This is a genomic window from Pseudophaeobacter sp. TrK17, assembly GCF_042192375.1.
Lineage (GTDB): Bacteria > Pseudomonadota > Alphaproteobacteria > Rhodobacterales > Rhodobacteraceae > Pseudophaeobacter.
Genome location: NZ_CP071700.1, coordinates 1,285,561 through 1,310,946, shown reverse-complemented (window position 1 = coordinate 1,310,946; position 25,386 = coordinate 1,285,561). Strand labels below are relative to the sequence as shown.

At 59.7% G+C, this 25,386-nt stretch carries 23 protein-coding genes; 6 read left to right on the top strand and 17 right to left on the bottom strand.

All coding sequences use genetic code 11. The features are described 5' to 3' along the window. Nucleotides 1-93 precede the first annotated feature (93 nt). Nucleotides 94-615, top strand: a complete 522-nt coding sequence (locus JZI28_RS06100; protein ID WP_375699567.1) for a DUF4177 domain-containing protein — start codon at nucleotides 94-96, stop codon at nucleotides 613-615. Nucleotides 616-672: 57 nt separating this feature from the next. On the opposite strand, the gene JZI28_RS06095 is transcribed toward JZI28_RS06100, so the two are convergent. Next, complete coding sequence (locus JZI28_RS06095; protein ID WP_375699566.1) at nucleotides 673-930, bottom strand: BolA family protein; 258 nt, start codon at nucleotides 928-930, stop codon at nucleotides 673-675. A gap of 106 nt (nucleotides 931-1,036) precedes the next feature. On the opposite strand from JZI28_RS06095, the gene JZI28_RS06090 reads away from it, so the two are divergent. The 5 genes from JZI28_RS06090 to JZI28_RS06070 all read left to right on the top strand — a co-directional run bounded on the left by JZI28_RS06090 (nucleotide 1,037) and on the right by JZI28_RS06070 (nucleotide 7,621). Continuing rightward, a complete protein-coding gene (locus JZI28_RS06090) occupies nucleotides 1,037-1,660 on the top strand; it encodes a DnaJ domain-containing protein (protein WP_297341374.1) in 624 nt (207 codons plus the stop codon). Between the two features lie 247 nt (nucleotides 1,661-1,907). Continuing rightward, entirely contained in the window at nucleotides 1,908-2,894 is a 987-nt protein-coding gene (gene cobS / locus JZI28_RS06085; protein ID WP_375699565.1) for a cobaltochelatase subunit CobS, read from the top strand. Nucleotides 2,895-3,060: 166 nt separating this feature from the next. Next, entirely contained in the window at nucleotides 3,061-4,938 is a 1,878-nt protein-coding gene (gene cobT, locus JZI28_RS06080) for a cobaltochelatase subunit CobT (RefSeq protein ID WP_375699564.1), read from the top strand. Between the two features lie 488 nt (nucleotides 4,939-5,426). Continuing rightward, nucleotides 5,427-7,217 carry an aminopeptidase P family protein gene (locus tag JZI28_RS06075; protein ID WP_375699563.1) on the top strand — a complete coding sequence of 597 codons (1,791 nt, stop codon included), beginning with the start codon at nucleotides 5,427-5,429 and terminating at the stop codon, nucleotides 7,215-7,217. 62 nt (nucleotides 7,218-7,279) lie between these two features. Further along, nucleotides 7,280-7,621, top strand: coding sequence for a DUF427 domain-containing protein (locus tag JZI28_RS06070; RefSeq protein WP_295446794.1), 342 nt, complete (start codon nucleotides 7,280-7,282; stop codon nucleotides 7,619-7,621). 411 nt (nucleotides 7,622-8,032) lie between these two features. On the opposite strand, the gene JZI28_RS06065 is transcribed toward JZI28_RS06070, so the two are convergent. The 16 genes from JZI28_RS06065 to JZI28_RS05990 form a co-directional block, all read right to left on the bottom strand. Next, entirely contained in the window at nucleotides 8,033-8,221 is a 189-nt protein-coding gene (locus JZI28_RS06065) for a hypothetical protein (RefSeq protein WP_297341310.1), read from the bottom strand. Nucleotides 8,222-8,453: 232 nt separating this feature from the next. Next, nucleotides 8,454-10,079, bottom strand: coding sequence for a chloride channel protein (locus tag JZI28_RS06060; RefSeq protein WP_375700080.1), 1,626 nt, complete (start codon nucleotides 10,077-10,079; stop codon nucleotides 8,454-8,456). 166 nt (nucleotides 10,080-10,245) lie between these two features. Further along, the gene (gene recN / locus JZI28_RS06055) at nucleotides 10,246-11,892 is read right to left on the bottom strand and encodes a DNA repair protein RecN (protein ID WP_375699562.1); all 1,647 of its coding nucleotides are present in this window, start codon (nucleotides 11,890-11,892) and stop codon (nucleotides 10,246-10,248) included. A 35-nt stretch (nucleotides 11,893-11,927) separates the two neighbouring features. Then, nucleotides 11,928-12,776: an outer membrane protein assembly factor BamD gene (locus JZI28_RS06050; RefSeq protein ID WP_295446786.1), complete on the bottom strand. Its 849-nt coding sequence runs from the start codon at nucleotides 12,774-12,776 to the stop codon at nucleotides 11,928-11,930. A gap of 353 nt (nucleotides 12,777-13,129) precedes the next feature. Beyond that, nucleotides 13,130-14,065: a UDP-3-O-acyl-N-acetylglucosamine deacetylase gene (gene lpxC, locus JZI28_RS06045; protein WP_375699561.1), complete on the bottom strand. Its 936-nt coding sequence runs from the start codon at nucleotides 14,063-14,065 to the stop codon at nucleotides 13,130-13,132. Nucleotides 14,066-14,275: 210 nt separating this feature from the next. Then, nucleotides 14,276-15,994, bottom strand: a complete 1,719-nt coding sequence (gene ftsZ, locus JZI28_RS06040; protein WP_375699560.1) for a cell division protein FtsZ — start codon at nucleotides 15,992-15,994, stop codon at nucleotides 14,276-14,278. A gap of 375 nt (nucleotides 15,995-16,369) precedes the next feature. Further along, nucleotides 16,370-17,704, bottom strand: coding sequence for a cell division protein FtsA (gene ftsA, locus JZI28_RS06035; protein ID WP_297341496.1), 1,335 nt, complete (start codon nucleotides 17,702-17,704; stop codon nucleotides 16,370-16,372). A gap of 1 nt (nucleotide 17,705) precedes the next feature. Further along, entirely contained in the window at nucleotides 17,706-18,596 is an 891-nt protein-coding gene (locus tag JZI28_RS06030) for a cell division protein FtsQ/DivIB (RefSeq protein WP_375699559.1), read from the bottom strand. Next, entirely contained in the window at nucleotides 18,584-19,504 is a 921-nt protein-coding gene (locus JZI28_RS06025) for a D-alanine--D-alanine ligase (RefSeq protein ID WP_375699558.1), read from the bottom strand. The genes JZI28_RS06030 and JZI28_RS06025 overlap by 13 nt, the downstream gene beginning before the upstream one ends. A gap of 347 nt (nucleotides 19,505-19,851) precedes the next feature. Continuing rightward, entirely contained in the window at nucleotides 19,852-20,802 is a 951-nt protein-coding gene (murB, locus tag JZI28_RS06020) for a UDP-N-acetylmuramate dehydrogenase (RefSeq protein WP_375699557.1), read from the bottom strand. 2 nt (nucleotides 20,803-20,804) lie between these two features. Beyond that, on the bottom strand, nucleotides 20,805-21,098 hold the full coding sequence (locus tag JZI28_RS06015; RefSeq protein WP_297341743.1) for a hypothetical protein: 294 nt from the start codon (nucleotides 21,096-21,098) through the stop codon (nucleotides 20,805-20,807). A 4-nt stretch (nucleotides 21,099-21,102) separates the two neighbouring features. Next, complete coding sequence (locus JZI28_RS06010; protein ID WP_297341744.1) at nucleotides 21,103-21,372, bottom strand: DUF2484 family protein; 270 nt, start codon at nucleotides 21,370-21,372, stop codon at nucleotides 21,103-21,105. Then, on the bottom strand, nucleotides 21,369-21,614 hold the full coding sequence (locus tag JZI28_RS06005; protein ID WP_375699556.1) for a DUF2484 family protein: 246 nt from the start codon (nucleotides 21,612-21,614) through the stop codon (nucleotides 21,369-21,371). The genes JZI28_RS06010 and JZI28_RS06005 overlap by 4 nt, the downstream gene beginning before the upstream one ends. Further along, nucleotides 21,611-22,822, bottom strand: a complete 1,212-nt coding sequence (locus tag JZI28_RS06000; protein WP_375699555.1) for an APC family permease — start codon at nucleotides 22,820-22,822, stop codon at nucleotides 21,611-21,613. The genes JZI28_RS06005 and JZI28_RS06000 overlap by 4 nt, the downstream gene beginning before the upstream one ends. 30 nt (nucleotides 22,823-22,852) lie before the next feature. Then, a complete protein-coding gene (gene murC, locus JZI28_RS05995) occupies nucleotides 22,853-24,265 on the bottom strand; it encodes a UDP-N-acetylmuramate--L-alanine ligase (protein ID WP_348157259.1) in 1,413 nt (470 codons plus the stop codon). Next, on the bottom strand, nucleotides 24,265-25,359 hold the full coding sequence (locus JZI28_RS05990) for a UDP-N-acetylglucosamine--N-acetylmuramyl-(pentapeptide) pyrophosphoryl-undecaprenol N-acetylglucosamine transferase (RefSeq protein ID WP_375699554.1): 1,095 nt from the start codon (nucleotides 25,357-25,359) through the stop codon (nucleotides 24,265-24,267). Before JZI28_RS05990 ends, murC begins: the two co-directional genes overlap by 1 nt. Nucleotides 25,360-25,386: the final 27 nt, after the last annotated feature.

Below are 25,386 nucleotides of genomic sequence, written 5' to 3'. Positions count from 1 at the left end.
TGCAAACACAGCTGGCGGACCGCCAGTCAGCGAACCCAGACTTGACCCCTCGCCTGCATAGGTTAAACCTGCGCCGGAAGTCAGGAGACCGCGATGCAGGCGTTTGAGTACAAAGTTGTTCCCGCCCCTCACAAGGGCACCAAAGCCAAAGGCGTCAAAACCCCCGAGGGGCGTTTTGCCAATTCCATTGAGATCACACTCAATCAAATGGCGGCGGAAGGCTGGGACTATCAACGCGCCGAGCTTTTGCCCTCGGATGAGCGTTCCGGCCTGACCGGATCGACCACCCATTGGCGCAACGTGCTGGTGTTTCGCCGCGCCCTGCAAGTTGCCGCTGGTGTGACGGAGCAGCCGTTTGCGGCCAGCCTCGCCCCCGCAGGCAATGCGCCCGCAGTAGAGGCGCCCGTTGCCGCCGCCCCAGCCGTGCCTGCTGCGGCTGGCGTGTTAACAGCCACCGCAGGCGATCCCGAAGCGCCCGAAGGTGCAACACCTGTTCCGGGTCAGGGGGCTGCAAGCATGCGCGCCGACGATGGCGTCGAGGAGCTGAGCCCCGTTTCAGGCATGACTACCGCCCTGAAAGCCCGCGCCAAGCTGCACTCCGCTGACGACGACTAATCTTTACCTCGCTGCAGGGGCCACAAGCGCCGAGGCCCCCGCAGCTAAGGCTACAGATCAAACGCTGCCGATATCCAGCGCCAGCGCGTGAATACGCGGCACAATATCCCCCAGCGCCCTATGCACCGCCCGGTGCTGCTGCACCCGGTTTTGTCCGGCAAAGGCTGCGGCACGGATTCTCACGTTAAAGTGACTTTCCCCACTGCCGTCATGGCCTGCGTGGCCAATATGACTGTTGCTGTCATCCACGACCTCTAGTTCCGTGGGCGTAAAGGCTTCCTGAAGCCGCTGCTCCATTTCAACACGAATGCTCATATTCTGCTCAACCTCATATTTATTTCTCTCACCCCCTTCAATCTGACGCCCCTTAGACTAAACTGCCTCCTCCGAGTCGAGTAGCTGCGTCGAGAAGGTGCACCCCATGAGTAAATCAGATCCTTTCGGTTTCGATATGTCCGTCAGCTCTGCAAAAAAGAAAAATCCGCGTGGACGTCGCAGCATGTCCGGCGCCTCGGAGACCTCTGTACGGGTCTGCGACAAGGAAGGGTGCGAAGAAGCTGGCAAGTTCCGCGCACCCAAGGCCCCGGATGTGTTGGATGACTTTTTCTGGTTCTGCCAGGAACATGTCCGCGAATACAACAACCACTGGAATTTCTTCCAGGGCACCACCGAGGCCGAGCTGAACGCGCAGCAGTCCAAGGACAAGGTCTGGGAACGTCAGACCAAACCCATGGGTGACCCCGAAGCGCGCGCCTGGGCCCGGCTGGGCATTGAGGATCCGCATCAGGTTCTGGGTGGCAATGCGACACAGAACCCGGGCCGCTCCGCCGCCACCGGTCGCCGTCTGCCCGCCACCGAACGCAAGGCGCTGGAGTTGCTGGAGGCCAAGGACGATTGGTCCAAGGCCGACATCCGCAAGGCCTACAAAAAGCTGATCAAGGTTTTGCACCCTGATATGAACGGCGGCGACCGCAGCCAGGAAGAACAGCTGCAAGAGGTCCGCTGGGCCTGGGAGCAGATCAAGGACAGCCGTAGCTTCAAATAGGGCGTCGGGTCAGGACCGATTTATCCCGAGTATTGAAATCTGAAATGGGCAGCAACAGCTGCCCATTTTTGTGCCATTTTGTCGCGCAGCGGTTCAAATGTCAGACCGGGCATAGGGTCAGTTTGGCCTGCAACATCACGTTATTTCGCCGCCCCCTACTCTGCCTCTTGCCCTTCACCGCAAGATCAGGCACCAATCCCCCGGATTGACCCCGCAATCGGCGGGAGAGGAACAAGGATCGACTGTGATGACTGACGGCATGCTGGATATGAATGCAAAACCCACCGACCCCATTTCGGTGCGCGATGTCTTTGGCATCGATACCGACATGACCATCAAGGGCTTTGCCGAAGGCTCGGACCGCGTCCCCGCAATTGATCCTACCTATAAATTCGACCCAGACACCACCATGGCCATCCTGGCCGGGTTCTCGCACAATCGCCGTGTGATGATCCAAGGCTACCACGGCACAGGGAAATCGACTCACATCGAACAGGTTGCAGCGCGTCTGAACTGGCCCTCCGTGCGGGTTAACCTCGACAGCCACATCAGCCGGATCGACCTGATCGGTAAGGATGCAATCAAACTGCGCGACGGCAAGCAGGTAACTGAGTTCCACGAAGGCATCCTGCCTTGGGCACTGCGCAACCCTGTTGCGATCGTGTTTGATGAATATGACGCCGGCCGCGCCGATGTGATGTTTGTGATCCAGCGGGTGCTGGAGCATGACGGCAAGCTGACCCTGCTGGACCAGAACGAGATCATCACCCCGAACCCCTATTTCCGTCTGTTTGCCACCGCCAACACCGTTGGTCTGGGCGACACCACGGGCCTCTACCATGGCACCCAGCAGATCAACCAGGCCCAGATGGACCGCTGGTCGCTGGTGGCAACGCTGAACTACCTCAGCCATGACGCGGAAACCGCCATCGTGTTGTCCAAGGCACCACATTACAACACCGCAGAGGGCCGCAAGAGCATCAGCCAGATGGTCACCGTGGCGGATTTGACCCGGACGGCCTTTATGAACGGCGATCTGTCGACTGTGATGAGCCCCCGCACCGTGATCAACTGGGCGCAAAACGCCGAGATCTTCCGCGATGTGGGCTATGCCTTCCGTCTCAGCTTCCTGAACAAATGTGACGAGCTGGAACGCCAGACCGTGGCCGAGTTCTACCAGCGCTGCTTTGACGAAGAGCTGCCCGAAAGCGCCGCCAGCGTTTCACTGGGCTGATTAGTGACGTGCCGCCCGGCCGCAAGGCCGGGCAGCGCCCGTCCCGTCCCCCACGGGGCGGGCGCTTCGCTTCCTCCCCGCCGGGTCGGGCGCCGCCCTTTTCGCTGCCGCTCGACTGGACTTTCCCAAAAAGAGGGAGGATGCTCATCAGGGACAAGGTGCGACCATGAAAAAACAAAACGACAATCCTGCTGATCCGTTCAAAAAGGCCCTGGCCGAGGCCACCAAGGTCATGGCCGATGATCCGGAGCTGAGCGTTTCCTATACCGTCGACCCCTCGGGCGTGTCCGGTGACAACATGCGTTTGCCGCAGGTCTCCCGCCGGATGAGCCGCGAAGAGGTGTTGATGGCCCGTGGCACCGCGGACGCGCTGGCCCTGCGCCGCAAGTTCCACGACGATGCCACCCATGCCAAATACACCCCCCAGGGGGAAATGGCGCGCGATTTGTATGAGGCGATGGAAACCGCCCGCTGCGAAGCTATGGGCGCGCGGCACATGCCCGGCACCGCCTCCAACATCGACGTAAAGATCCGCAACGAGGCCATCCGGCGCGGCTATGACCAGATGAAGAGCTCATCCGAGGCGCCACTGGCGGCCTCTGCCGGTTATCTGGTGCGCCATCTAGCCACCGGGCGTCCGCTGCCCGAGGGGGCAGAAAACGTCATGGAGCTGTGGCGCGGGTTCATCGAATCCCAGGCAGGTGAGACGCTGGAGAACCTCGACGACAAGATCGCCGATCAGTCGGAATTTGCCAAATTTGCCCGCAAGATCATCGCCGATCTTGGCTATGGCGACCAGCTGGGCGATGACCCGGATGAGCTGGAGGACAACCAGGACGACGAGGCCGAAGACAACGCCGAAGAGCAGCCCGATCCCGACAGCAATGGCGAGGATGACTCCGACGACGAACAGGCCGAGGCAGATACCGAGCAGGCGCAGGAGCAACAGCAGGACGAAAGTCAGGCCCAGGTCTCGATGGATGAGATGGCCGACGAGGAGCTGGCCGAAGAAACCGAGATGCCCGATGGCGAGGCACCGCTGGATCCGCCTCCACCGCCGCCCGTGTCCGAGGCCGACCCCGAGTACAAGGTTTTCCTCGACGCCAATGACGAAGAAATCGCCGCCGAAGAACTGGCGGAACCGGCAGAGCTGGAACGTCTTCGCGCCTATCTGGATCAACAGCTGGAGCCGCTTAAAGGCGCTGTCAGCCGCCTGGCCAACAAGCTGCAGCGCCGCCTGCAGGCGCAGCAGAACCGCTCCTGGGAGTTTGACCTGGAAGAGGGCATTCTGGATGCCGGCCGTCTGGCGCGGGTGATTGCCAACCCCACCACGCCGCTGTCCTTCAAGCGCGAAAAAGACACCGAGTTCCGCGACACTGTGGTGACGCTTTTGCTGGACAACTCAGGCTCCATGCGCGGGCGGCCCATTTCCATTGCCGCCATCTGCGCCGATGTTCTGGCCCGCACCCTGGAACGCTGCAACGTCAAGGTCGAGATCCTCGGCTTTACCACCCGCGCCTGGAAGGGCGGGCTGGCCCGTGAGGCCTGGCTTAATGACGGGCGGCCGCAGATGCCGGGACGGCTGAATGATCTGCGCCACATCATCTATAAATCCGCCGATACGCCCTGGCGCCGGGTGCGCCCCAATCTGGGGCTGATGATGAAAGAAGGCCTGCTGAAGGAAAACATTGATGGCGAGGCGCTGGAATGGGCCCATCGCCGCATGATCGCCCGCCAGGAAGCGCGCAAGATCCTGATGGTGATTTCCGATGGCGCGCCGGTGGATGACAGCACCCTGTCGGTGAACCCGGCCAACTACCTGGAAAAACACCTGCGCGATGTGATCGCCATGGTGGAAAAGCGCAAACAGGTTGAACTTTTGGCGATTGGGATCGGCCACGATGTGACGCGCTATTACGACCGAGCGGTGACCATTACCGATGTGGAGCAGCTTGCCGGCGCCATGACAGAACAACTGGCCGCCCTCTTCGACAGCGACCCCCGCGCCCGTGCGCGAGTCATGGGGATCCGCAAGGCGAGCTAGGCCCAGCCAGGCACCCCTGCCGTTTTGCGCTGTTGTTTGACCAGGGATGACACAACATTCAGACTGTTCCCCCCATGTCAGAACAAGGGGGGCTCCCGCGCCATTACGCCGCATCTGTGATGCGGCCCAAAGCCTTGGGCCCGGCAGCGCGCTAACGCGCGCTGCGGCTGTGGCTCATCACAGCTTCCATACGATCGGATCGCTTTGGGGCTCCTCCGCGCCGTGCGACAGCACGGCGCCACCCCCAACGGCAGGAACAGCATCTATGATGCTTTGACTGCGGGCGGGAGCGCTCGCTTTTGCAAGAGACCTCTTGGGAGCCAGCCTGTGGCGCCCCCTTGCCAGCCCTGTTATAGTTTGAAAAAATTGAGACAGTTAGCCCAACTGGCCTGCAGATATTCGTGACAAACACCCGACCTGTTTCTCTTCCGCCAGCCCTATTTATACCGACCCTACTCTTGCCCCTGTCCGTCCCTAGGAGACCCCACATGTTCCAGAGTTTCGACGTCACCGCACGCCCGGAGCAAGGCCCTCCACGACTTCTGGCCCTGCGCGCGGAACTGGCCCAAGAGGGGCTGAACGGCTTTCTGGTGCCCCGTGCAGACGCACATCAGGGTGAATATGTGGCGCCGCGCGACGAGCGACTGAGCTGGCTCACCGGCTTTACAGGATCAGCTGGGTTCTGCGCGGTGCTCGAAAACTGCGCTGGGGTGTTCATCGACGGCCGTTACCGCACTCAGGTCAAGCGTCAGGTCGCAGACCTCTTCACCCCGGTGCCCTGGCCGGAGGTGGGGCTTGGCAGCTGGCTCAAAGAACAGCTGCCTCAGGGTGGCAAGATTGGCTTTGATCCCTGGCTGCATGCCACTGCGCAGATTACAGCTCTGACCCAGGAACTGCAGGGCACAGGTATTGAGCTGGTCCAATGTGACAACCTCATTGACCGGATCTGGCAGGACCAACCTGCCCCCCCCATGATGCCAGTCCAGCCACATCCCCTGGACTACGCCGGCGAGGCCGCTGCGCAAAAATGTGAACGCCTGGCCAAAGGGCTAAGCCAGGCAGGCCATCAGGCGGCGCTGATCACCCTGCCCGACAGCATCATGTGGTTGTTGAACATCCGGGGCGCTGATATTGCGCGCAATCCGGTGGCACATGGGTTTGCCATCCTTCATTGTGATGCGCGGGTGGACCTGTTTATGGCCTCAGAAAAGCTGCAACAGCTGAGCGACCACCTGCCCTCATCCATCACCTGCCATCCGCCAAGTGCTTTCTTGCAGGCTGTGGAGACACTCACCGGCCCCATCGCGGTTGACTGCGCCAGCCTGCCACAGATTGTTGCCGATAGGTTGGGAGACCAACTGGTGGATGCAGGCGACCCCTGCGCCCTGCCCAAGGCGCGCAAAAATGCCGCCGAGATCGCAGGATCCGCCGCCGCCCATCTGCGGGACGGCGCAGCTGTGGTGGAGCTGCTCAGCTGGTTGGATGCCCAGCCTGTCGGCAGCCTTACCGAAATCGATGTAGCCAAACGGCTGGAAGAATTGCGTCGCCGGGATCCGGCGCTGCGCGACATCAGTTTTGAGACCATATCCGGCACCGGAGAAAACGGCGCGGTGATGCATTACCGGGTCACCGAAGAAAGCAACAGCCGGTTGCAAGCGGGCCAGTTGCTGGTTCTGGACAGCGGCGGCCAATATCTGGACGGCACCACCGACATTACCCGCACCATTGCCATTGGCACACCGGGGGCTGAGGAATGTGCCGCCTTTACCCGGGTGCTGCAAGGTATGATCGCCATGTCCCGCCTGCGCTGGCCAAAGGGGCTGGCCGGCCGCGATATCGAAGCTGTGGGCCGGATGCCGCTGTGGCTCGCGGGGCAGGATTTCAATCATGGGCTGGGCCACGGTGTTGGTGCCTATCTCAGCGTCCATGAAGGGCCGCAGCGTTTGAGCCGTGTCTCCACCGTGCCACTGGAGCCCGGCATGATCCTGTCGAATGAGCCCGGCTATTACCGCGAAGGCGCCTTTGGCATTCGGATCGAAAACCTGCTGGTGGTGGAGCAAGCTCCAGCCCTGGCCACCAGCGATCCCGACCGCGACATGCTCTGCTGGCGCGGGCTCACCTACGCGCCGATTGACCGCCGCCTCATCCTGGGGAATATGTTGACGTCTGCAGAACGAGACTGGCTCAATGCCTATCACAGCGAAACCGCTACGAAGTTGCGCCCCTACGTCAGTGTCGCAGCCCAGTCTTGGCTGGATGACGTTACCAAACCAATCTGATAACAGATTGTTACATGCTTAGGGCATAAAGACATGCCATGTGACCAAATCAGGGGGACGAAATGAACAATATCCGCATCCGCAAGGCAGCTGGCACCTGGGTCGTTCGCTCGGGTGGCGCCGTATTGGGCGAAACCACACGCGCGCTGGAACTGGACGAGGACGGTCATGCGCCGGTGATTTACTTCCCCCGCGAAGACATCGCTGTTGCCTTTCTGGATCCCAGCGACAAAACCACCCACTGCCCCCACAAGGGCGATGCGACCTATTATTCAATCGTCAACAAGTCATCCGTGACGGAGAACATGGTCTGGAGCTATGAAGCACCAAAGGAAGAGCTGGCCGAAATCAAAGGCTATCTTGCCTTTCACACCAGCGACTCTGTGAAAGTGGAGCAGATCTAAACGCAAGGGGCTTTCTCTCCCGTCCCATGCATTTCGATCACAACATGGAGCTGCGCCACCGATGTGTCGCGGCTTTTTGTTTCTTAAGCTCAAGGCGAAGGCGCCTCATGGCCCTGGGTGAAACGCAAGATAATGGCGACTGGCGGTTGGGGATACCTGTAGCAGCGCAACGTGCCGCGACTATTTGCTTTTGCCAGTGCCCCCCGTCGTAGGCGCTAGCCGGGATCGCGGGCAGCTATGGGGGGCAAATACTCGCCACAAAAGCCGCTTGGATCAAAAACCAGTCAGCCACCAGTCAGCTACAAGCAAAAAATCAGTCAAAAGACTGAGCGCACCCAAAGGCGCGATTTGGAAGATCGGAAAGGCTCTGCCCCAGCCGCATCAGAGCTTGGGAAAAAGCCGCATCAGAGCTTAGAGCACCGCGCGACACAGGGTGCGCCGCACATCCTCCAGCCGACCATTTGCACTAAAAACATTGGTCTCCATCGCGCATTGCATCGCGTAGTCAATCAATGCTTCCAGGGATGCCTTTTCCTTATCCAGCTCGCCTATAGTCAAACTTTGTGCAGCCTCTTCCGGGCCATCTTTTAAAGTACGCATGTTTTCCCTTCCGCACTTTAGTAACGAATGTTACCGCAAGAACAGAATCCGACAATCCAAGCGTCTAATCAATAGAAAGAAAAAATTAACCTATATGTGATGTAGATACCTCGCAATTCGCAAAGGTATCGTTAGAAATTTGGGTCAAATTGGAGTTCTGATCATATTTCGAACCCGCTTCTTGGTAAAATTCACCACCAAAGCAGTCGTCCAAGGTTCGAGATAGACAATTTTAGCTATGTTCCTCAGCCGCGACGGCAACCAAGGCACGGTTGTAGGCCTTTAGCGCATCTACGTGGTAAACCGCCCCAAGCAGCACCTCTGCACCGTCATTCACCTCCACCACTGGCAAAAACACTGCATCAGCCCGGTCAAACACCGGCAGCGCCGCCTCCAGCGAAGCGCCATTCTCCAGGCTGAGCCCTTGGCTGTGCAAGGCCTCACATTCTTCCCGGGAGGCGCAGCGTGGGTCACCAAGTGGGCGCATCACCGCATCCGATCTGAGCAGCGCCAGAAGATAGGCCTGCGGTCCCGCCGCACAGTGAATATTGCGCCGCTCTAGCTGGGTCAGAAAGAAGGAACGGTCCACCAACCGTGACGCCAGGGCGGTCGAGATCGAAACCGCCACCATGACTGCAAGGCCAATCTGCCAGTCGCCGGTCAGCTCAAACACGATCAAGGTTGTCGAAATCGGCGCGCCCAACACGGCGGCGGCCACCGCACCCATACCAGCAAAGGCATAGAGAGTATGGGTTCCAGATACATCCGGCAGTACAGAGGTAGCAATCAAGCCAAATGCCAGACCAGTCAGCGCCCCAATCATCAAGGAAGGGGAAAACACGCCGCCGCCCATACGGCCCCCCATGGTAATGGCGACAGCGGCAGTTTTGACCACCACAAAAATAAGCGCCTGCGACAGCACCAAGCCCCCCGTCAGCGCCAGCTCCGTCGTCTCATAACCAACCCCGATGATATGGGGGTACCAAATAGCGATCACCCCGAGCAAAAGCCCGGAAATAGCCGGCCGCAGCCAGCGCGGTATCCGCAGCCCCTGATGAACAACATCACCGACGTGATCGGCAAAAAAGATCGCCCGCATCAGGACAACAGCGACCAAGCCGCAAATCACCCCAAGCATCAGAAAGGCGGGCAACTCCACATAAAACTGCAAGGCACCCGGGGTCTGCATGGAAAACTCAGTCACATCGCCATAGGCAAGTCGGTTGATGACCGTCCCCGCCACCGAGGCAATCACAATGGGGGCAAATGCATGCACCGCAAAATGGCGCAAGACCACCTCCAGCGCAAACAGCGCGCCGGCGATGGGCGCGTTAAAGCTGGCGGAAACCGCCGCCGCAACAGCACAGCCCAGCAGGTCACGCCCGGTGATCCCATCAGCGCGGATTTTATCACTCACCCAGCTGGAGATCACCCCTGCCAGGTGCACAACCGGCCCTTCGCGCCCCGATGATCCCCCCGTAGAGAGGGTCAAGAAAGAGGCGAGTGCCGAGGCAAGGCCCGCTTTCATTTCCAGCCGCCCCTCGTTCAGGGCGGCCCCCTCGATAACATCAGCCACCGACCGCACCCGTCCGTCCGGGGTGAAACGATCCAGGATGATGCCGACGATCAGCCCCCCCAAAGTGGCAATCAAGACCAGCCAGTACCACGGAAGATCTGCTGCAAAACTATGGAGATAATTGACATCCTCAGCGCCATAGACCCAGGCCTGCAGAGCGGAAATTCCCTTGCGGAACAGCAAGGCCGCAAAACCGGCGCTGACGCCGATCAGCAGCGCAATAAACCAGAACCGAAACTGGCTTGGGCCGCGGTGCAGCAGAACACGCCAGCTGTCCTTCATCTCAGAAATCCCTCTGGAAAACTGAGCAGACAGCGAGTGATCGTGCGGCTTGGACATTGGGATCCTGCAAAATGGTTTTGAACGTTCAGCCTAAAATAAAAATAGACCGTAAAGAATTGGTTGGCATGGAACGACAGCCTTACCTTATTCTCAGGCTGATAGTGCCCTAGCTTGCCAGCAAAGCGCGCGCAGCGGCGCGGGCCTCTGGGGTGATTGTATCACCAGAAACCATTCGGGCAATTTCATCCACCCGGTTTTCGGTATCCAAAGGCACAACTTCGGACAGGGTGATGCCCTCGGCAACCCGTTTTTGCACCCGCCAATGGAAACCACCCTGGGCTGCAACCTGGGGGGAATGGGTGACCACCAGAACCTGGCCGGATGTCGCAAGCGATTTCAGCCGCCGCCCCACCGCATCCGCGGTCGCGCCGCCAACACCCCGGTCAATTTCGTCAAAAATCAGCGTCTTGCTTTGATCATCGCCCCGCAAACAAACTTTCAAAGCCAGCAAAAAGCGGCTCAGCTCGCCGCCCGAGGCGATTTTGTTCAACGGGCCAGAGGGCGCGCCGGGATTGGTTGCCACGGTAAAGGCCACCGCGTCACACCCTTCGGGACCGGCTTCGGTTGGCTCAATCAGCGTTTTGAACACCGCCCGTTCCATTTTGAGCGGAGCAAGCTCAGCCATTACGGCCTGATCCAGGGCGTCAGCATTGTCGCGACGCGCAGCGCTCAGCTGATCCGCCAGTGACTGATAGTCAGCTTCAGCCTGCGCCAGTGCCGCTTCCTGATCTGACAGGTCACGATCCCCGGCATCCAAGGCGGCAAGTTTGCCGCGCAACAGATCTGCATGGGCCGCGAGTTCGTCAGGTTGGACACCATATTTTCGAGCCAATGCTCTGATTTCAAACAACCGTGCTTCGCAGTCTTCCAGATCGCCTGGATTGAACTCCAGCCCTTCCAGCACCCGCTGCACACCGTCTTGCGCCTCGCCCAGCTCAACCATGGCCCGGCTCAGGGCGCTCAGCGGTGCGGTCAGCCCGGTGTCGTCGCCGCCCTCAACGCCCTCAAGCCACCGCTGGGCTTCGCCCAAAGAGGGCTCAGCGCCTTCACTCAGCAGTGCGTAGGCGCGGGCAATATCGCCGCGAATGCGTTCGGCCTGCTGCATCTGGCGGCGCTGTGCGTCCAGGGTTTCGTCTTCGCCAACCTGAGGGTCAAGTTTATCCAGTTCTGCCACCGCATGGCGCAGAAATTCTTCCTCGGCGCGCACCGCCTCCAGTGCCGCGCGGGTCGCCTGTACAGTCTTGCGTGCCTTGGCTACAGCGCCCCATGCGGTCCGGGTCTGGGCCAACAGGCCAGAGATCGAGGCAAAAGCGTCCAACAAGGCACGATGCCCCCGTGGGTTCAACAGCCCCCGGTCATCATGCTGGCCGTGCAACTCAACCAGTGTTTCCGACAGTCGACGCAGTACTTCGCCCGAACAGCGCCGGTCATTGACCCAGGCCGTTTTGCGGCCATCCGATGTATTGACCCGCCGCAGCACCAGCTCCTCACCGCCCGGCAGTCCCGCCTCTTGTAGAATGGCATGCGCCGGGTGGTCAGCGCCGAGGTCGAATTCGGCAATGACCTCCCCCTGGGCAGCCCCCTGGCGCACCAGCTCGGCGCGGCCACGCCAGCCCAGAACAAAGCCAAGCGAATCCAACAGAATGGATTTGCCTGCCCCGGTTTCGCCGGTCAACACGTTCAGACCTGGCTGAAACGCCAGCTCCAAGTGGTCAATGATCAGAAGATCACGAATATCAAGTGCACGCAGCATAGCCGGGTTTTCGCCTTGTTCCGTCGTCAGGCAGACTAGAGCCAGCGGCCTTTGATCGATTGGCGGTAAATCTGGCTCAGCCAGTTATTGCCCCGATCTTTGAGCTTGAGCCCCTGTGATGTCAGCAGTTTATAACTGTCCTCATACCAATCGGTCGATTGATAGTTATGCCCCAGAATGGCGCCGGCGGTCTGCGCCTCTTCGGTCAGGCCCAGCGACAGATAGGATTCGACCAGTCGGTGCAAGGCTTCAGCCGTATGGCTGGTGGTTTGAAAATCTTCAACCACAACCCGGAACCGATTGATAGCCGACGTATAGTGCCCACGCCGCAGGTAATAGCGGCCAATTTCCATTTCCTTGCCTGCCAGATGGTCAAAGGCGAGATCAAACTTCAAAATCGCTGAGGTGGCGTATTCGCTGTCTGGATAGACCTCGATCACCGTGCGCAGTGATTGCAGCGCCTGAAAGGTCAGCCCCTGATCGCGTCCAACCTCGTCGATTTGGTCATAGTAGCTCAGCGCCAGAAGATACTGCGCATAGGCTGCATCCTCATCTGTTGGGTAGAAATCAATAAAGCGCTGTGCAGCACTGCGGCTGCTCTCATAATCTTTTGCCTTGTGATTGGAATAGGCCTGCATGATCAGGGCTTGCTTGGCATATTCCGAATAGGGGTACAGGCGTTCGATCTCAGAAAAGTAGAATGCGGCATCTTTGGTGCGGCTGCGCGCCAGCTCAAATTCCCCACGTTCAAAGATCTGTTGCGGTGTGTAACTTTCTAGCGGCACCGTCTGCTCAGCGGCGCCACCATCCCCGCCACATCCAGAAAGTGCTGCCATCAACAGAGCCGCGCTGACAAATTTGGCTCCTGCCTTGATGCCGATCATATCGCCTAAACCTCACCGTCTTTGACTTTCGGGTGTCATGCCCCGGGTTCTGCCCCGTTTAGCACATTCATCCAGCGTACAAAACGCCTTTCAACCACTTCGCCCCCACTTGGCAGAGAATGTTTGTCATGGTCAAGCCTGTCCGCCCGGCAAGCCCGCTTCAACAGCGAAGCTCTGCGTCCACAAAATGCCAATAGCCCCGCACAAGCGGGGCCATCTTCACCAAATTGTTGCGGTGCTCTCTGGTCGGTTATGAGCGCCCAAACATCTAGATTGCTGGTTTTTCTGGGGGGGGGGGCCTGTGCACGCCCGGTCAAGCCATTCGCAGCACAGATCAGCGACGCAGGCCGCTATTAGGCGACGCGACGGCTGGGATGGGGAATTTCGGAGCGGACAAGCCCCTGTCCTGGCAAACGTGCTGTCATCGCCAGATCACAATCAACCCGGCGCATGGCCCCTGGGGTGGCAAAAAGTTCACGAAGCAGGGTGTTGGTCAGGGCATGGCCTGCCCGATCCCCCACGTAGCGCCCCAGAAGAGGGCCACCAGCCAAGGCCAGATCCCCCAGCGCGTCCAGCATTTTGTGGCGCACAGGTTCGTCTGAGTGGCGCAGCCCCTCGCCACTTTCGACACGGCTGCCATCAAAGACAATTGCGTTTTCGCCTGGAACGCCGCCGAGGGCGAGACCATTGGCCTGCATATTTTCGACATCCACGCGACGGCAGAAGGTGCGGCTATCGCAAAGTTCCCGCACAAAGGCACCATTACGCAGGTCCAGAATGCGGCTTTGACGTCCAATGGCCTGCTCATCAAAGTCGATATGGAATTCAATCATCAGGCGATCACAGGGCAACAAGCTGGCTGTGGCACCGTCTTTTTCTACGGTGACAGGTTTGAGAACCTGAATAGCCGAAACTGGGGTTGCCAGGCGATGGGTGCCCTGCCCCATGATACCGCGCACGAACTCGGCAGAGGAGCCGTCCAGGATTGGCACTTCGGGGCCGTCAATTTCGATCAGTGCATTGTGAACGCCGCAGCCCGCCAAGGCGGCCATCACGTGTTCAACGGTGGAAACCGACACACCGGCTGAATTGACAAGCCGTGTGCACAGGGCGGTGCGTTCGACATGATCCCATAGTGCCGGAACCATGGTGTTGCCCAAAGCGATGTCAGTGCGTTTGAAAACGATGCCGTGCCCCGCTGCCGCCGGGTTGATCACAAGACGTGCCGATTGGCCGGAATGCAGGCCAACACCTTCAAATGTCACTGATGCTTTAAGCGTATTTTGCACCTTGTGCTCCTGATCACTTTGTCCGGCGACATGCGCCGTGTTGGGAAGATAGGTAAGGATTTCACAAAAAAGCCACAACTCAATCTTTGTAACGGTTTGAAACATCCCTGTAACAGATCGGCAAAACACTGCTCAGAACTGGGCAATTCATTGAATTACAACAAAAAAGGGCCGCCCCGAGGCGGCCCTTCAGAATAGATTAGTGAAAGGTTAATTTGCTTGACGGCGCAGGAAAGCCGGGATTTCGATACGATCCTGCTCAGCATCGCTCTCTTGTTGCTGCACCGGTTGCGGCTGCGGCGCTGCTGCCCGCTGCTGAACCGGCGGTTGCTGACGCACCGGCTGCGGCTTGGCGGCCTGCGTTTCGGCAGCGCTGCCGGTCATCCGGTGGATCAAAGAGTTAAGGCCAAACCGACGCTGTTCAGACTGTGGCTCTGCCTCGTGGGAGGCGGAGGCCGCAGCTGGACGATGCTGTGGTTGTGGCGCTGGAGCAGCCTGCACCGGAGCCTGTGCCGGAACCGATTTCGCCATGGGCTGCTGCCCCTGCGCACGGGCAGCGGCGGCCTGCAGGCGCACGATAGCATCCGGCGAAGGGGTGCCGGGCGCAGGCGCTTTGGGCGCAACAAAGGAGGCACCGGGCTGTTCTTCAACCGCATCGACCTGTGGCTGGAAAGCGGGAACCTGCGGCTGATAGGCCGGCTGTGGCAGCCCGTGCTGACCGTTGTCTTCGATCTCTTCAAAAACTTCCTCGGCCGTTTCCTGTGCCGCAACCGGCTGCACCTCAAGGCTTTCGAACAAGGATGGCTCCTGAACGGCCTGAGCAGGCTCAGCCTCCGCAACCTGTGGCTGTTCAACAGGCGTGTTCAGCTCCAACGGAGCCGGACGGGCCTCTTCGACGCTGACAGATTTTTTCAGCGGTGCCGACATTGGACGACGTGGCACAGGCATATCTGTCATTACGTCAGTCGCGTCGATACCGGTTGCCACGACGGAGACACGCATCCGGCCTTCCATGGCGGTATCCAGGGTCGAGCCAACGATGATATTGGCCTCGGGGTCCACTTCTTCGCGGATGCGATTGGCGGCTTCGTCCAATTCAAACAGGGTGAGATCATGGGCGCCGGTGATGTTGATGAGAACACCCTTGGCTCCACGCAGGCTGATTTCATCCAGCAATGGGTTGGCGATGGCTTTTTCAGCAGCCTGAACGGCGCGATCTTCGCCCTCGGCCTCTCCGGTGCCCATCATGGCCTTGCCCATTTCGTCCATCACGGCGCGCACATCGGCAAAGTCGAGGTTGATCAGGCCCGGACGCACCATCAGATCGGTCACGCCCTTGACGCCCTGATACAACACGTCATCCGCCATCGAGAACGCCTCGGTGAAGGTGGTCTTTTCATTGGCCAGACGGAACAGGTTCTGGTTGGGAATGATGATCAGCGTATCAACGACCTTTTGCAGGGCTTCGACGCCCTCCTCGGCCTGCTTCATCCGCTTGTTGCCTTCGAACTGGAAAGGCTTGGTGACAACACCCACGGTCAGCACACCCAGTTCACGGGCCGCCTGCGCAATGATGGGCGCTGCACCAGTACCGGTGCCGCCGCCCATACCGGCAGTGATAAAGCACATGTGAGCGCCTGCCAGGTGGTCAACGATCTGTTCAATGCTTTCCTCAGCAGAGGCCGAACCAACGGAGGGACGCGCACCAGCGCCGAGCCCTTCGGTGACTTTTACGCCCAGCTGGATCCGACTTTTTGCCGCGTTCTGCTGAAGGGCCTGAGCATCGGTATTGGCGACGACAAAATCGACACCTTCCAGCTCTTTTGCGATCATATTGTTGACCGCATTGCCACCTGCGCCACCGACACCAAACACGGTGATCTTAGGGGCCAGCTCTTCCTGCCCGGGCATCGAAAGGTTCAATGTCATGCTCTTTCCGCCTGTTTCTCAGCCCTCCCGCAAGGGCTATTCCTGTTTTTCCACCTCAATCTTACCGTGAAGGCGGAGTCTCGTCATCCCAAAAAACGAAATCTGCCACAAAATATGGCCCATCTCCGGGAAAAACCCGCAAATCTCCGCTCATGCAGGCAGATTTGGTAGAACGCCACAACCCCCGACACAATGCAACCTACCCCAGCGGGACTACCACCAGGGTCACAGGTTCAATTTTGACGGTTGCCTTCTGCTCGGCAGTTTTGCGTCACTTTTTGCGACTGTTATATCTTTGTTATCTGTTTTTCCCAGCCCTGTCACCCGGCTCGGTCCAGGTTTTTCCACAGGCTGGGGATATTTTTTCTGCTGCTTTTACCAGTTGTCCCGGAACCAGCGCACCGCCCGGCTGATGGAGCGGGCCGGATAGCGGTCAACAGGGGTTTCAAAATCCCACCACTCATCCTGCGGGTGGGCGGCAAACAGGCTCAACCCAACGGCAGAAGCGAACCCCGGCCCGGTGGCGGACTGCGGCAGGCCGTGGACCCGCAAAGGCCGACCCAGGCGAACCTGCTGGCCGAGGATGCGCGTGGCCAAACCGTCGAGCCCCAGGATCTGACTGGAGCCGCCGGTGAGAACGATCTGCTGGCTTGGAAGGTATTCGAAACCGGCGGCATCGAGCCGCGCGCGCACCTCTTCGAGAATTTCCTCCACCCGGGGGCGCATGATGCCAATCAGTTCCGCGCGGCTAACAGTGCGCCGGTCATGTTCCCAGTCGCCCGTGTCGCCGCCAATGTCGATCATGTCCCGGTCATCCACCCCGGTGGCATGGACGCCCCCACAGAAGGTTTTGATCCGCTCCGCATTGGCCATGGGCACGCCCAGCCCCATGGAAATATCGCTGGTGATGTGATCGCCGCCCATGCGCACCGCATCGGCATAGATCATGTGCTTTTTCATAAAGACCGAAATCGAGGTAGAGCCACCGCCCATGTCGATACAGGCGGCGCCCAGCTCCTGCTCGTCTTCGACCAGTGCCGCATAACCCGAGGCATAGGCAGAGGAGGCAATCCCGGCAAGTTCCAGATCGCAGCGCTGGATACAGCGCACCAGGTTCTGCACCGTGCCAGTGTCCACCGTCAGCATATGCATATCCACCGCCAGCGTTTGCCCCAGCTGGCCGCGTGGATCCGCAAGCCCCGAGCGATTATCAAGGGCAAAGTTCACCGGTTGCGCATGCAGCACCTCGCGGCCCGGACCGTATTCCGGCACCTCACAGGCGGCGAGCACCTGGGCAATCTCGGATTCAGAGACTTCCTGACCATCCAGCTCCAACCGGGCATCCAACCCATATGAGCGCGGATTGGCGCCAGAAAAACTGGCAATCACGTGATCGACCCGCACCCCGGCCATCTTTTGCGCCGCCTGCACTGCGGTGCGGATGGCGCGCTCGGTCTCTTGCATGGCGGTGATTTCGCCAAACTGCACCCCGCGCGACCGGGTGGTGGCCGCGCCAATCACCCGAAACCCGGATTGTCCCGCCAAAGAGCCAATGGAATTATCCTCGCTGAGCCGACCGGAACCATCAAAGCGCAACACCAGACAGGCAATTTTTGAGCTGCCAATATCCAGAATGGCCACGACACCACGCTGCATCGCCTGACGGCGCATCTGCCGCATTGCACGCTGGGACTGATAAAGATCCGTCATCTTACAACCCACCCTCGTTCATTTCTCTGATGCGCCACCAGTTTTCCACTGCATTCTCCGTCATTCGAACCGTCGGCCGCGCCGCAATTCGCATATCCACCACCGCGACATCGCGCTCCAGCAGGTCCTGTACTTCGCTCACCACGATCACCCGCTCCAGCGCCTGCACCGGATTATCCTGCGGCAACATGATCCGCTGGCCGCGATCCAACACCACATCCCAGCGGCGCTCTCCTATCCGTACCAATCCGCGCAAACGCCCGCCAAGAGGCCGCGCGGTGGCAAACAATTCCAAGGCTTCCTCCGCTACGAGATCTGCGGATTTCCCCGCGATCAACGGCAGTTCCGGGTGCATCGCCCTCCGCCCCAACTCGGCCACATGCGCGCCGGTCTTATCCAGCAGCGCCAGGCCTTCGCGGTTGCGCCAGATCATCGCCGGGCTGCGTTCTTCGATGTCGATTTGCAAAATCCCACCGGGGCGAATGCGTACATTCACCGCCTTTACCGGTGCCAGGCTTTCGATCTCACTCCTGATTTGCGCCAGGTCCAGATCAAAGGAGCTCACCGGGAAATCCAGCGGCAGCACTTCGCGCACATCCTGCGCAACAGAGACCCCCGCCCCATCAACAGCCATGACATTGACCATGAATTCGGGGCGCTCTTCGATGGCAGCAAGCAGCGACAACAGGCTGTCATGCACCATATCGCGCCGCTCCTGATCCGCCAGGAAAGCCCCGGTGGCAGCCAGCAGCAAGCACAGGGGGACGCCAAATTTCAACCCAAAGCGAATGCCGGGGGTCAACATCCAGCGTTGCAGCCGATACTTCAGCCGCGATGGCGCCGGGTCAGCCTGACTGGCCTTGCGGGTGATGCGATCTTTTAGCGTCCGCATGAGGCGTCCTTTACCAACCAGGCGCAGAGCGCACCAAAATCCAGACCACATTGGGCCGCCTGTTCCGGCGCCAGCGAGGTCGGCGTCATACCGGGCTGGTTGTTGGTTTCCAGAAGGATCAAACCCGCCGCGCCTTTGGACTCGTCCCAGCGAATATCAGTGCGGCTCAATCCCCGGCAGCCCAGGGCGCGATGGGCGCGCAGCGCGTAATCAAGACAGAGGTCACGAATATCCGCCGGAATATCCGCCGGAATCACATGGCGCGACCCGCCGGGTTTGTATTTGGCGTCATAGTCATACCAGCCATCTGTCAGAATATCTGTCACCTCAAGCGCGCGATCCCCCAGCACCGAAACGCTGAGTTCCCGCCCCGGGGCAAAGGCCTCAACCAGGACTTCATCCGGCATGTCAGGGGACAGGGCTGGCGGGCCATTGGCGGCTTCATGCACCAGATAGATCCCAACACTGGAGCCTTCGTTGTTGGGCTTTACCACATAGGGGGGCGCCATCACATGATCGGCCATCACCTCCGCTTTGGCAAAAAGGCCGCTTTTCATGATTGGCAGGCCAGCCTCATGGAACACCATCTTGCTGCGCTGTTTATCCATCGCCAGCGCCGAGGCCAGAACACCCGAATGCGTATAGGGCAGCCCCATCCATTCCAGCAGGCCCTGCACACAGCCATCTTCACCCCAGCGGCCATGCAGGGCGTTAAAAACCACATCTGGTCTGGCAGTCAAAAGCTGTGCGTAAAGGTCCGGACCGGCGTCCAGTTCTACCACATCATATCCTTCGCCCCGTAGTGCGGCTGCGCATTCACGCCCACTGGACAAAGACACCTCACGTTCTGCTGAGGGCCCGCCCAATAGTACCGCCACTTTCGGGAGTGCTCTGCTCGACTCACCCACGATAGCGCCTCAAAATTATCGGGCTTTGCGCCCTTGGTTATTGGAGCCCTAAAACGGACCCACATTATTTTCGGGTCGTTGCCCGTATTCCGGGGCCTGAGGCCCCAAACAGTTGCAAGATCCAAGATCCTGCCCACCAAATGACTGCCTAAGGCCATCCGGCGGAAATTCGCCCCCGAAACAGGGGCCCTGTGCCATCATAACGCCGCAAATCTTACCGGGTTATTAATAGCGCCTTTACCATGTTTAAGATCGTGCCTGCCTGCTGTCACGCCCAAACGGCAAAAACATCCCCCAAGCAAACCTATAAAGATTTGAAAAGGTTGCGTGTTTTGAATGTTCCGACGTTATTCTTGCTGCTCTAACAGGGGTTCTCCGACCCTCATGATTTCCCATTCTAGCGTTATGCCGGAATTGGCGTAAACCTTTTTTCTGACATCTTCGCCCAAAGTCTCCAGATCTGCGGCAGTTGCGCCACCCGTGTTGATCATAAAGTTGGAGTGTTTCTCGCTCATTTGTGCACCGCCCAGCTGGGCACCGCGCATCCCGGCGTCATCAATCACCTTCCAGGCCTTCAGATCCTGCACATCATCAGCGCGGCCGGTCGAGGAAAACCCGGCCGGATTGCGAAAGGTCGACCCGGCAGAACGATCCTTGGTGGGCTGGGTGTCATCGCGCTTTTGCAGCTGGGCTTTCATCCGATCAAGCAGGGCGTCTGGTTCCGCAGCCTCGGCGCGCAAGGTGGCCGAAATCAGCACCGCGCCTTCTGGCAGCTCAGTCTGGCGATACTGGAACGCGAGCTCCTGCGCCGTGATCGCGCGCAGCTCTCCTTGCCGGGTCACGATCTGGGCTGAGACAAAATGATCCGCCACATAAGAGCCATAGCAACCCGCATTCATTCGCACCGCGCCACCAATAGAGCCGGGAATGGTGCGCAAAAAGGTCAGGTCCAGGCCTGCGTCAGCGGCTTTGCGCGCCACATGGGCATCCAGCGCCGCAGCCCCTGCGGTGACCAGATCACCCTCAATCTCGATCCCGTTAAAGCCGCGCCCCAAGCGGATCACCACAGCCCGCAACCCCCCATCGCGCACAATGAGGTTAGAGCCTACGCCCATGGGAAAAACGGCAATGTCAGCGGGCAATTGCGCCAAGAAGTTCTGCAAGTCGTCAACATCCACTGGCTGGAACAGATAGTCAGCCGCACCGCCGACGCGCAGCCAGGTCAGATCAGACAGGGCGCGATTTGGGGTCAGCTTGCCACGTACCGATGGCAGGTTTAGAATTTTGGAGTCAGACATGTTCAGAGCCAGTCCATCAAGCGTAAAAAAGTATTGATCATCAGGCCAAAGCAGAAGGCGAGCAAAGTTGCAAGCCAAGTGACCAAAAGCAAAGCACTCGCAAAGGCAAAGCCAATTCTGGTCCCGTCATCGCTGCCTGCTTGTTCCATGTTTGGGATAACCACAGTATAGTAATCGTAGAGCCAAAGCCCCCCGACTAAAATAGTTATACCGGTGAAGAGGGTGATGAACCAGCGGGCCTTTCCGGTTAGTCCAAACACCGCCCCGACCACCACTGCCAACCCAACCCAAAACATCTGGCTAGCTCTCCTCATCACCAGAGGTCGAAGCGCCTCCCCTGCGCAGCCAGCGCCCCAGATAGATCAACGGCCAGCGCAGCACGCTCATGGCAGCGCAAAGCACCGCCAGCCCCCACCAGGGGCCGTTCTCATAGACCACATAGCCCAGCAGTGGGATGCCAATTGCAATCAAGATATAGGCGCGCCGCCAGTGATTGTCCTTACTGGGGAGCATAGCGAGAAGATTGGCCAGCAGCGCCCAGACAGCGGCCAGGGTTAGCGAGAGGGTCATTGCGGCCCCTCCGTCGGCTGGCGCCATTTGGTCCAGTAGTATTTGATTGGACGACGGTACATCGATCCTACAGCAAACAGCCCAAACACCACCGCAATCCAGCCCAGCTCAAATCCCATCCAGACCAGCAGAAACGGCGCAATAAACAACAGGATGCGCCCCGGCACAAAATGCCGCTCAACCGGCAACATGGCCACGGCTGTGGTGGCCAGAACCCAAAGGATGGCGGCAATCAGGCTCACATCCACCCGCCTACTGCGGTGGCCAGCGCCAGTAGCGATAGGATCAGACCCACCACAGGAACTGCAAAGGGCACCTGAAAAGGCGCCTCTGGCTGGCGGCGTTTTTGCAGGATCAGGGCCAGGTTCACCAGCACAAAGACAGACAAAAGCGTGGCGGATGTGACACTCGCCAGCTGCGCCACCGGCAGCCAATAGGCAGCGACAAGAACCGCCAAACCAATCAGTACGGTGGCGCGCACCGGGGTGCCAAAACGCGGATGCGCATGACGAAACGCCGCCAGCCCGGTGGTCCTGCCTCCCAATCCGTATAGCACCCGCGAGGCCATGACGATCTGGGCCAGCACACCATTGAGCGCCGCAAAGACCGCTATTGCCGATAAGAACCGTGCATTGCCACCCTGTGACTGCTGCCAGACCAGCGCCAGCGGGCTGTCGGAGCTTGCCAGCGCGTCCAGCGGCACCGTTCGAACCGCGGCCCAACAGACCAGTGCGTAGATCACCGAGGTTACAGCCAGGGAAATGACAATAGCCTGGGGCAGAATGCGGGTTGGATTTCGCACCTCTTCTGCCATGTTTACAATGTCTTCAAAGCCAATAAAGGCAAAGAAAGCCAACACCGCACCAAAGGCAATCCCTGTGGCCAGTCCCGGCGTCGTGATCATCTCGGCAAGGGGCAAGGCCGCGTTCCAGTCTGGGCTGGCCGAGGTGGAAAACCCAGCCCAGACCACCAGGGCCAGGCCCAGTACCTCGATCAGCGTAAAGACCGCCACAAGCGCAAAGCTTTCCAGCACACCGATAATGGCGACCAGAACCAAGGCCGCCCCCATGCCAATGATGGCAAGCTCAGCATCTATCCCGGTGGCAGCAGCAAAATAGCCAGCCCCGCCGCGCAGGACTGCTCCGGCAGACACCGTGCCGGCAACCACCACCGCCAGCCCGACAAAGATAGCAAAGAACTTGGAGTTGAACCCCTGGCCGACATAGGCGGCCTCGCCTGCGGCCTCGGGCAGGCGAGAGGAGAATTCAGCATAAGACAGCGCCGTTGGCGCCGCGATCAGCCCGGCGAGCAAAAAGGCCAGCGGCGCCAGCACCCCGGCCTCGGCAGCCACTGCCCCCACCAACACATAGATCCCCGCCCCCACCATGACGCCGATACCATAGGCAGTCAAAAGACCTAGTCCGATACGGCGCTTCAGCTGCTGGCTCATTTGGCGGATCCTTTTGGGGTTAGACAGGCATCAGCTGCGGCTCAATCGCTCCGGAAGACCATTGGCCCAAGTACTGATCGTCCCGGCCCCCAGGCAAACCACCATATCGCCGGGGCGGGCCTGTTCGCGCACCAGCCGTTCCAGATCGTCCTCATCCAGCAAGGCACGGGCGTGACGGTGGCCATGGCGGATCATGCCGGCAACCAGATCATCGCGGCTGGCGCCGGGGATTGGATCTTCACCCGCGGCAAAGACCTCGGCGATGGCAACCACGTCTGCTTCGTTGAAACAGGCGCAGAAATCCTCAAACAGATCCGATAGGCGCGAATAGCGATGGGGCTGATGCACCGCAATGACCCGCGCACCGGGGGTGTCGGCAATGGCCTGACGCGCCGCCCGGAGCACAGCTGCGATTTCTACCGGGTGATGGCCATAGTCATCAATGATGGTGACGCCATTCACTTCGCCCACCTTGGTAAAGCGGCGATTGACGCCGCCAAAGGCAGCCAGGGCCTCGCGGATTTCGCTGGTGTTCATGCCCAGATGCCGCGCCACAGCCACCGCTGACAGCGCGTTGGAGACATTGTGATCGCCTGGCATTGGCAGGCTACAGCCTTCGATCACCTGACCCTCGGCCTGCAGATGAATGTCAAAATGCGCCACCCCCGCCTTATAGGTCAGGTTGGTGGCCCGCACATCGGCCTGGGCGTTGAACCCATAGGTGACAACCCGGCGATCGGTGATCCGCCCCACCAGGGCCTGCACCTCGGCGTGATCGGTGCAGCAAACCGCCACGCCATAAAAGGGAATATTGGAGACAAACTCATGAAAGCCATCGCGCAGGGTGTCAAAATCACCCCAGTGTTCCATATGTTCGGGGTCGATATTGGTGACCACAGCAATGGTGGCGGGCAGACGGTTAAAGGTGCCGTCGCTTTCATCCGCTTCCACCACCATCCATTCGCCCTGCCCCATGCGGGCGTTGGACCCATAGGCGTGGATGATGCCGCCATTGACAACGGTGGGGTCAAATTTGCCAGCCACCATCAGTTCGGCCATCATGGTTGTGGTGGTGGTTTTGCCATGGGTGCCGCCAATGGCGATATTGGATTTCAGCCGCATCAGCTCTGCCAGCATCTCGGCGCGGCGCACCACCGGCAGACCACGACGGCGGGCCTCGTCCAGCTCGGGGTTGCCGGGTTTGATGGCAGAGGAAATCACCACCACCTCAGCCTCGGCCAGGTTTTCCGCCTTTTGCCCGACAAAAACCAGGGCGCCCAGCTTTTCCAGCCGCTGGGTAATCTTGGAGGCCTTCAGATCAGAGCCCTGCACCACATAGCCCAGGTTCAATAGAACCTCAGCAATACCGGACATGCCAATGCCACCGATGCCAACAAAATGGATGGGGCCAACGTCACCGGGCAGTTTGGTTGCAGGGGTCATCATTTTCCTTCCTCGGCCAGTTGCTCAACCAGAGCCACCAATCTGTCGGTGGCATCGGGAACACCGGCGCTTAATGCGGCAAGCGACATTTGCATCGCCGCCTGCGGGTTGCTCAAAACTGCCTCGATTTGCGCGCTCAGCGCGCGCGCGTCAAGAGCACTTTCGGGGATCAAAATGGCGCCACCGGCATCCACCAGCCCACGGGCATTGGCGGTTTGATGATCACCGGTCGCCGCCGCATAGGGCACCAAAATGGCGGGGCGGCCAATCACAGAGATATCCGCTACCGAAGAGGCCCCGGCGCGCGAGATCACCAGCTGTGCTTCGGACATGCGCGCAGGCACGTCACTAAAGAACGGCTGTACGTCCGCCGCAATTCCCTGTTCGGCGTAAAAGGTGCTGACACGCTCCATGTCCTCATCCCGCGCCTGATGCGAGACGCGCAGATATTGGCGGATCTCTTGCGGCAGCGCGGCAATGGCCGCAGGCACCACATCCGACAGGATGCGTGCACCCTGACTGCCGCCCATCACCAGGATCGACATCGGGTAGGCGCCTGGCTCGATATAGCCGGCCCCCGCCCGCTCCATCACCGCAGCCCGCACCGGATTACCCACATGTTCATGGGGCACGGTATCCGGCAGATCGGTGGGCCAGGTGCCACATGCAACCCCGGCCACCCGTGTTGAAAACAGCTGGTTTACCCGCCCCAGCACGCCGTTTTGTTCGTGGATCATCCGGGGAAGTTTCAGCAGCGTCGCAGCGCCCAGAGCCGGAATTGACGGATAGCCACCAAAGCCGACCACCGCATCCGGGCGATCGCGGCGCATCTGCCAGGCCATCGACAAAATGCCTCCGGCAATCTTGGGGGCCACCATGGCCTTGGCCAGCAGCCCGCCACGGGCAAAAGTGGCCGAGGATACCTGCGTGATTTCGGTGGTATGGGGAAAGCCGCCCGTGTAGCGTGCGCCGCGCGCATCGGTCGACAGCTTTACCCGCCACCCCCTGCGCAGCATCGCCTCAGCCAGGGCCTGGGCAGGAAACATATGCCCACCGGTGCCACCGGCCGCCATCAAGAGCAGTTTCTGTGTCATATCAATCGCGCTTCTTTGCTTGAGCCT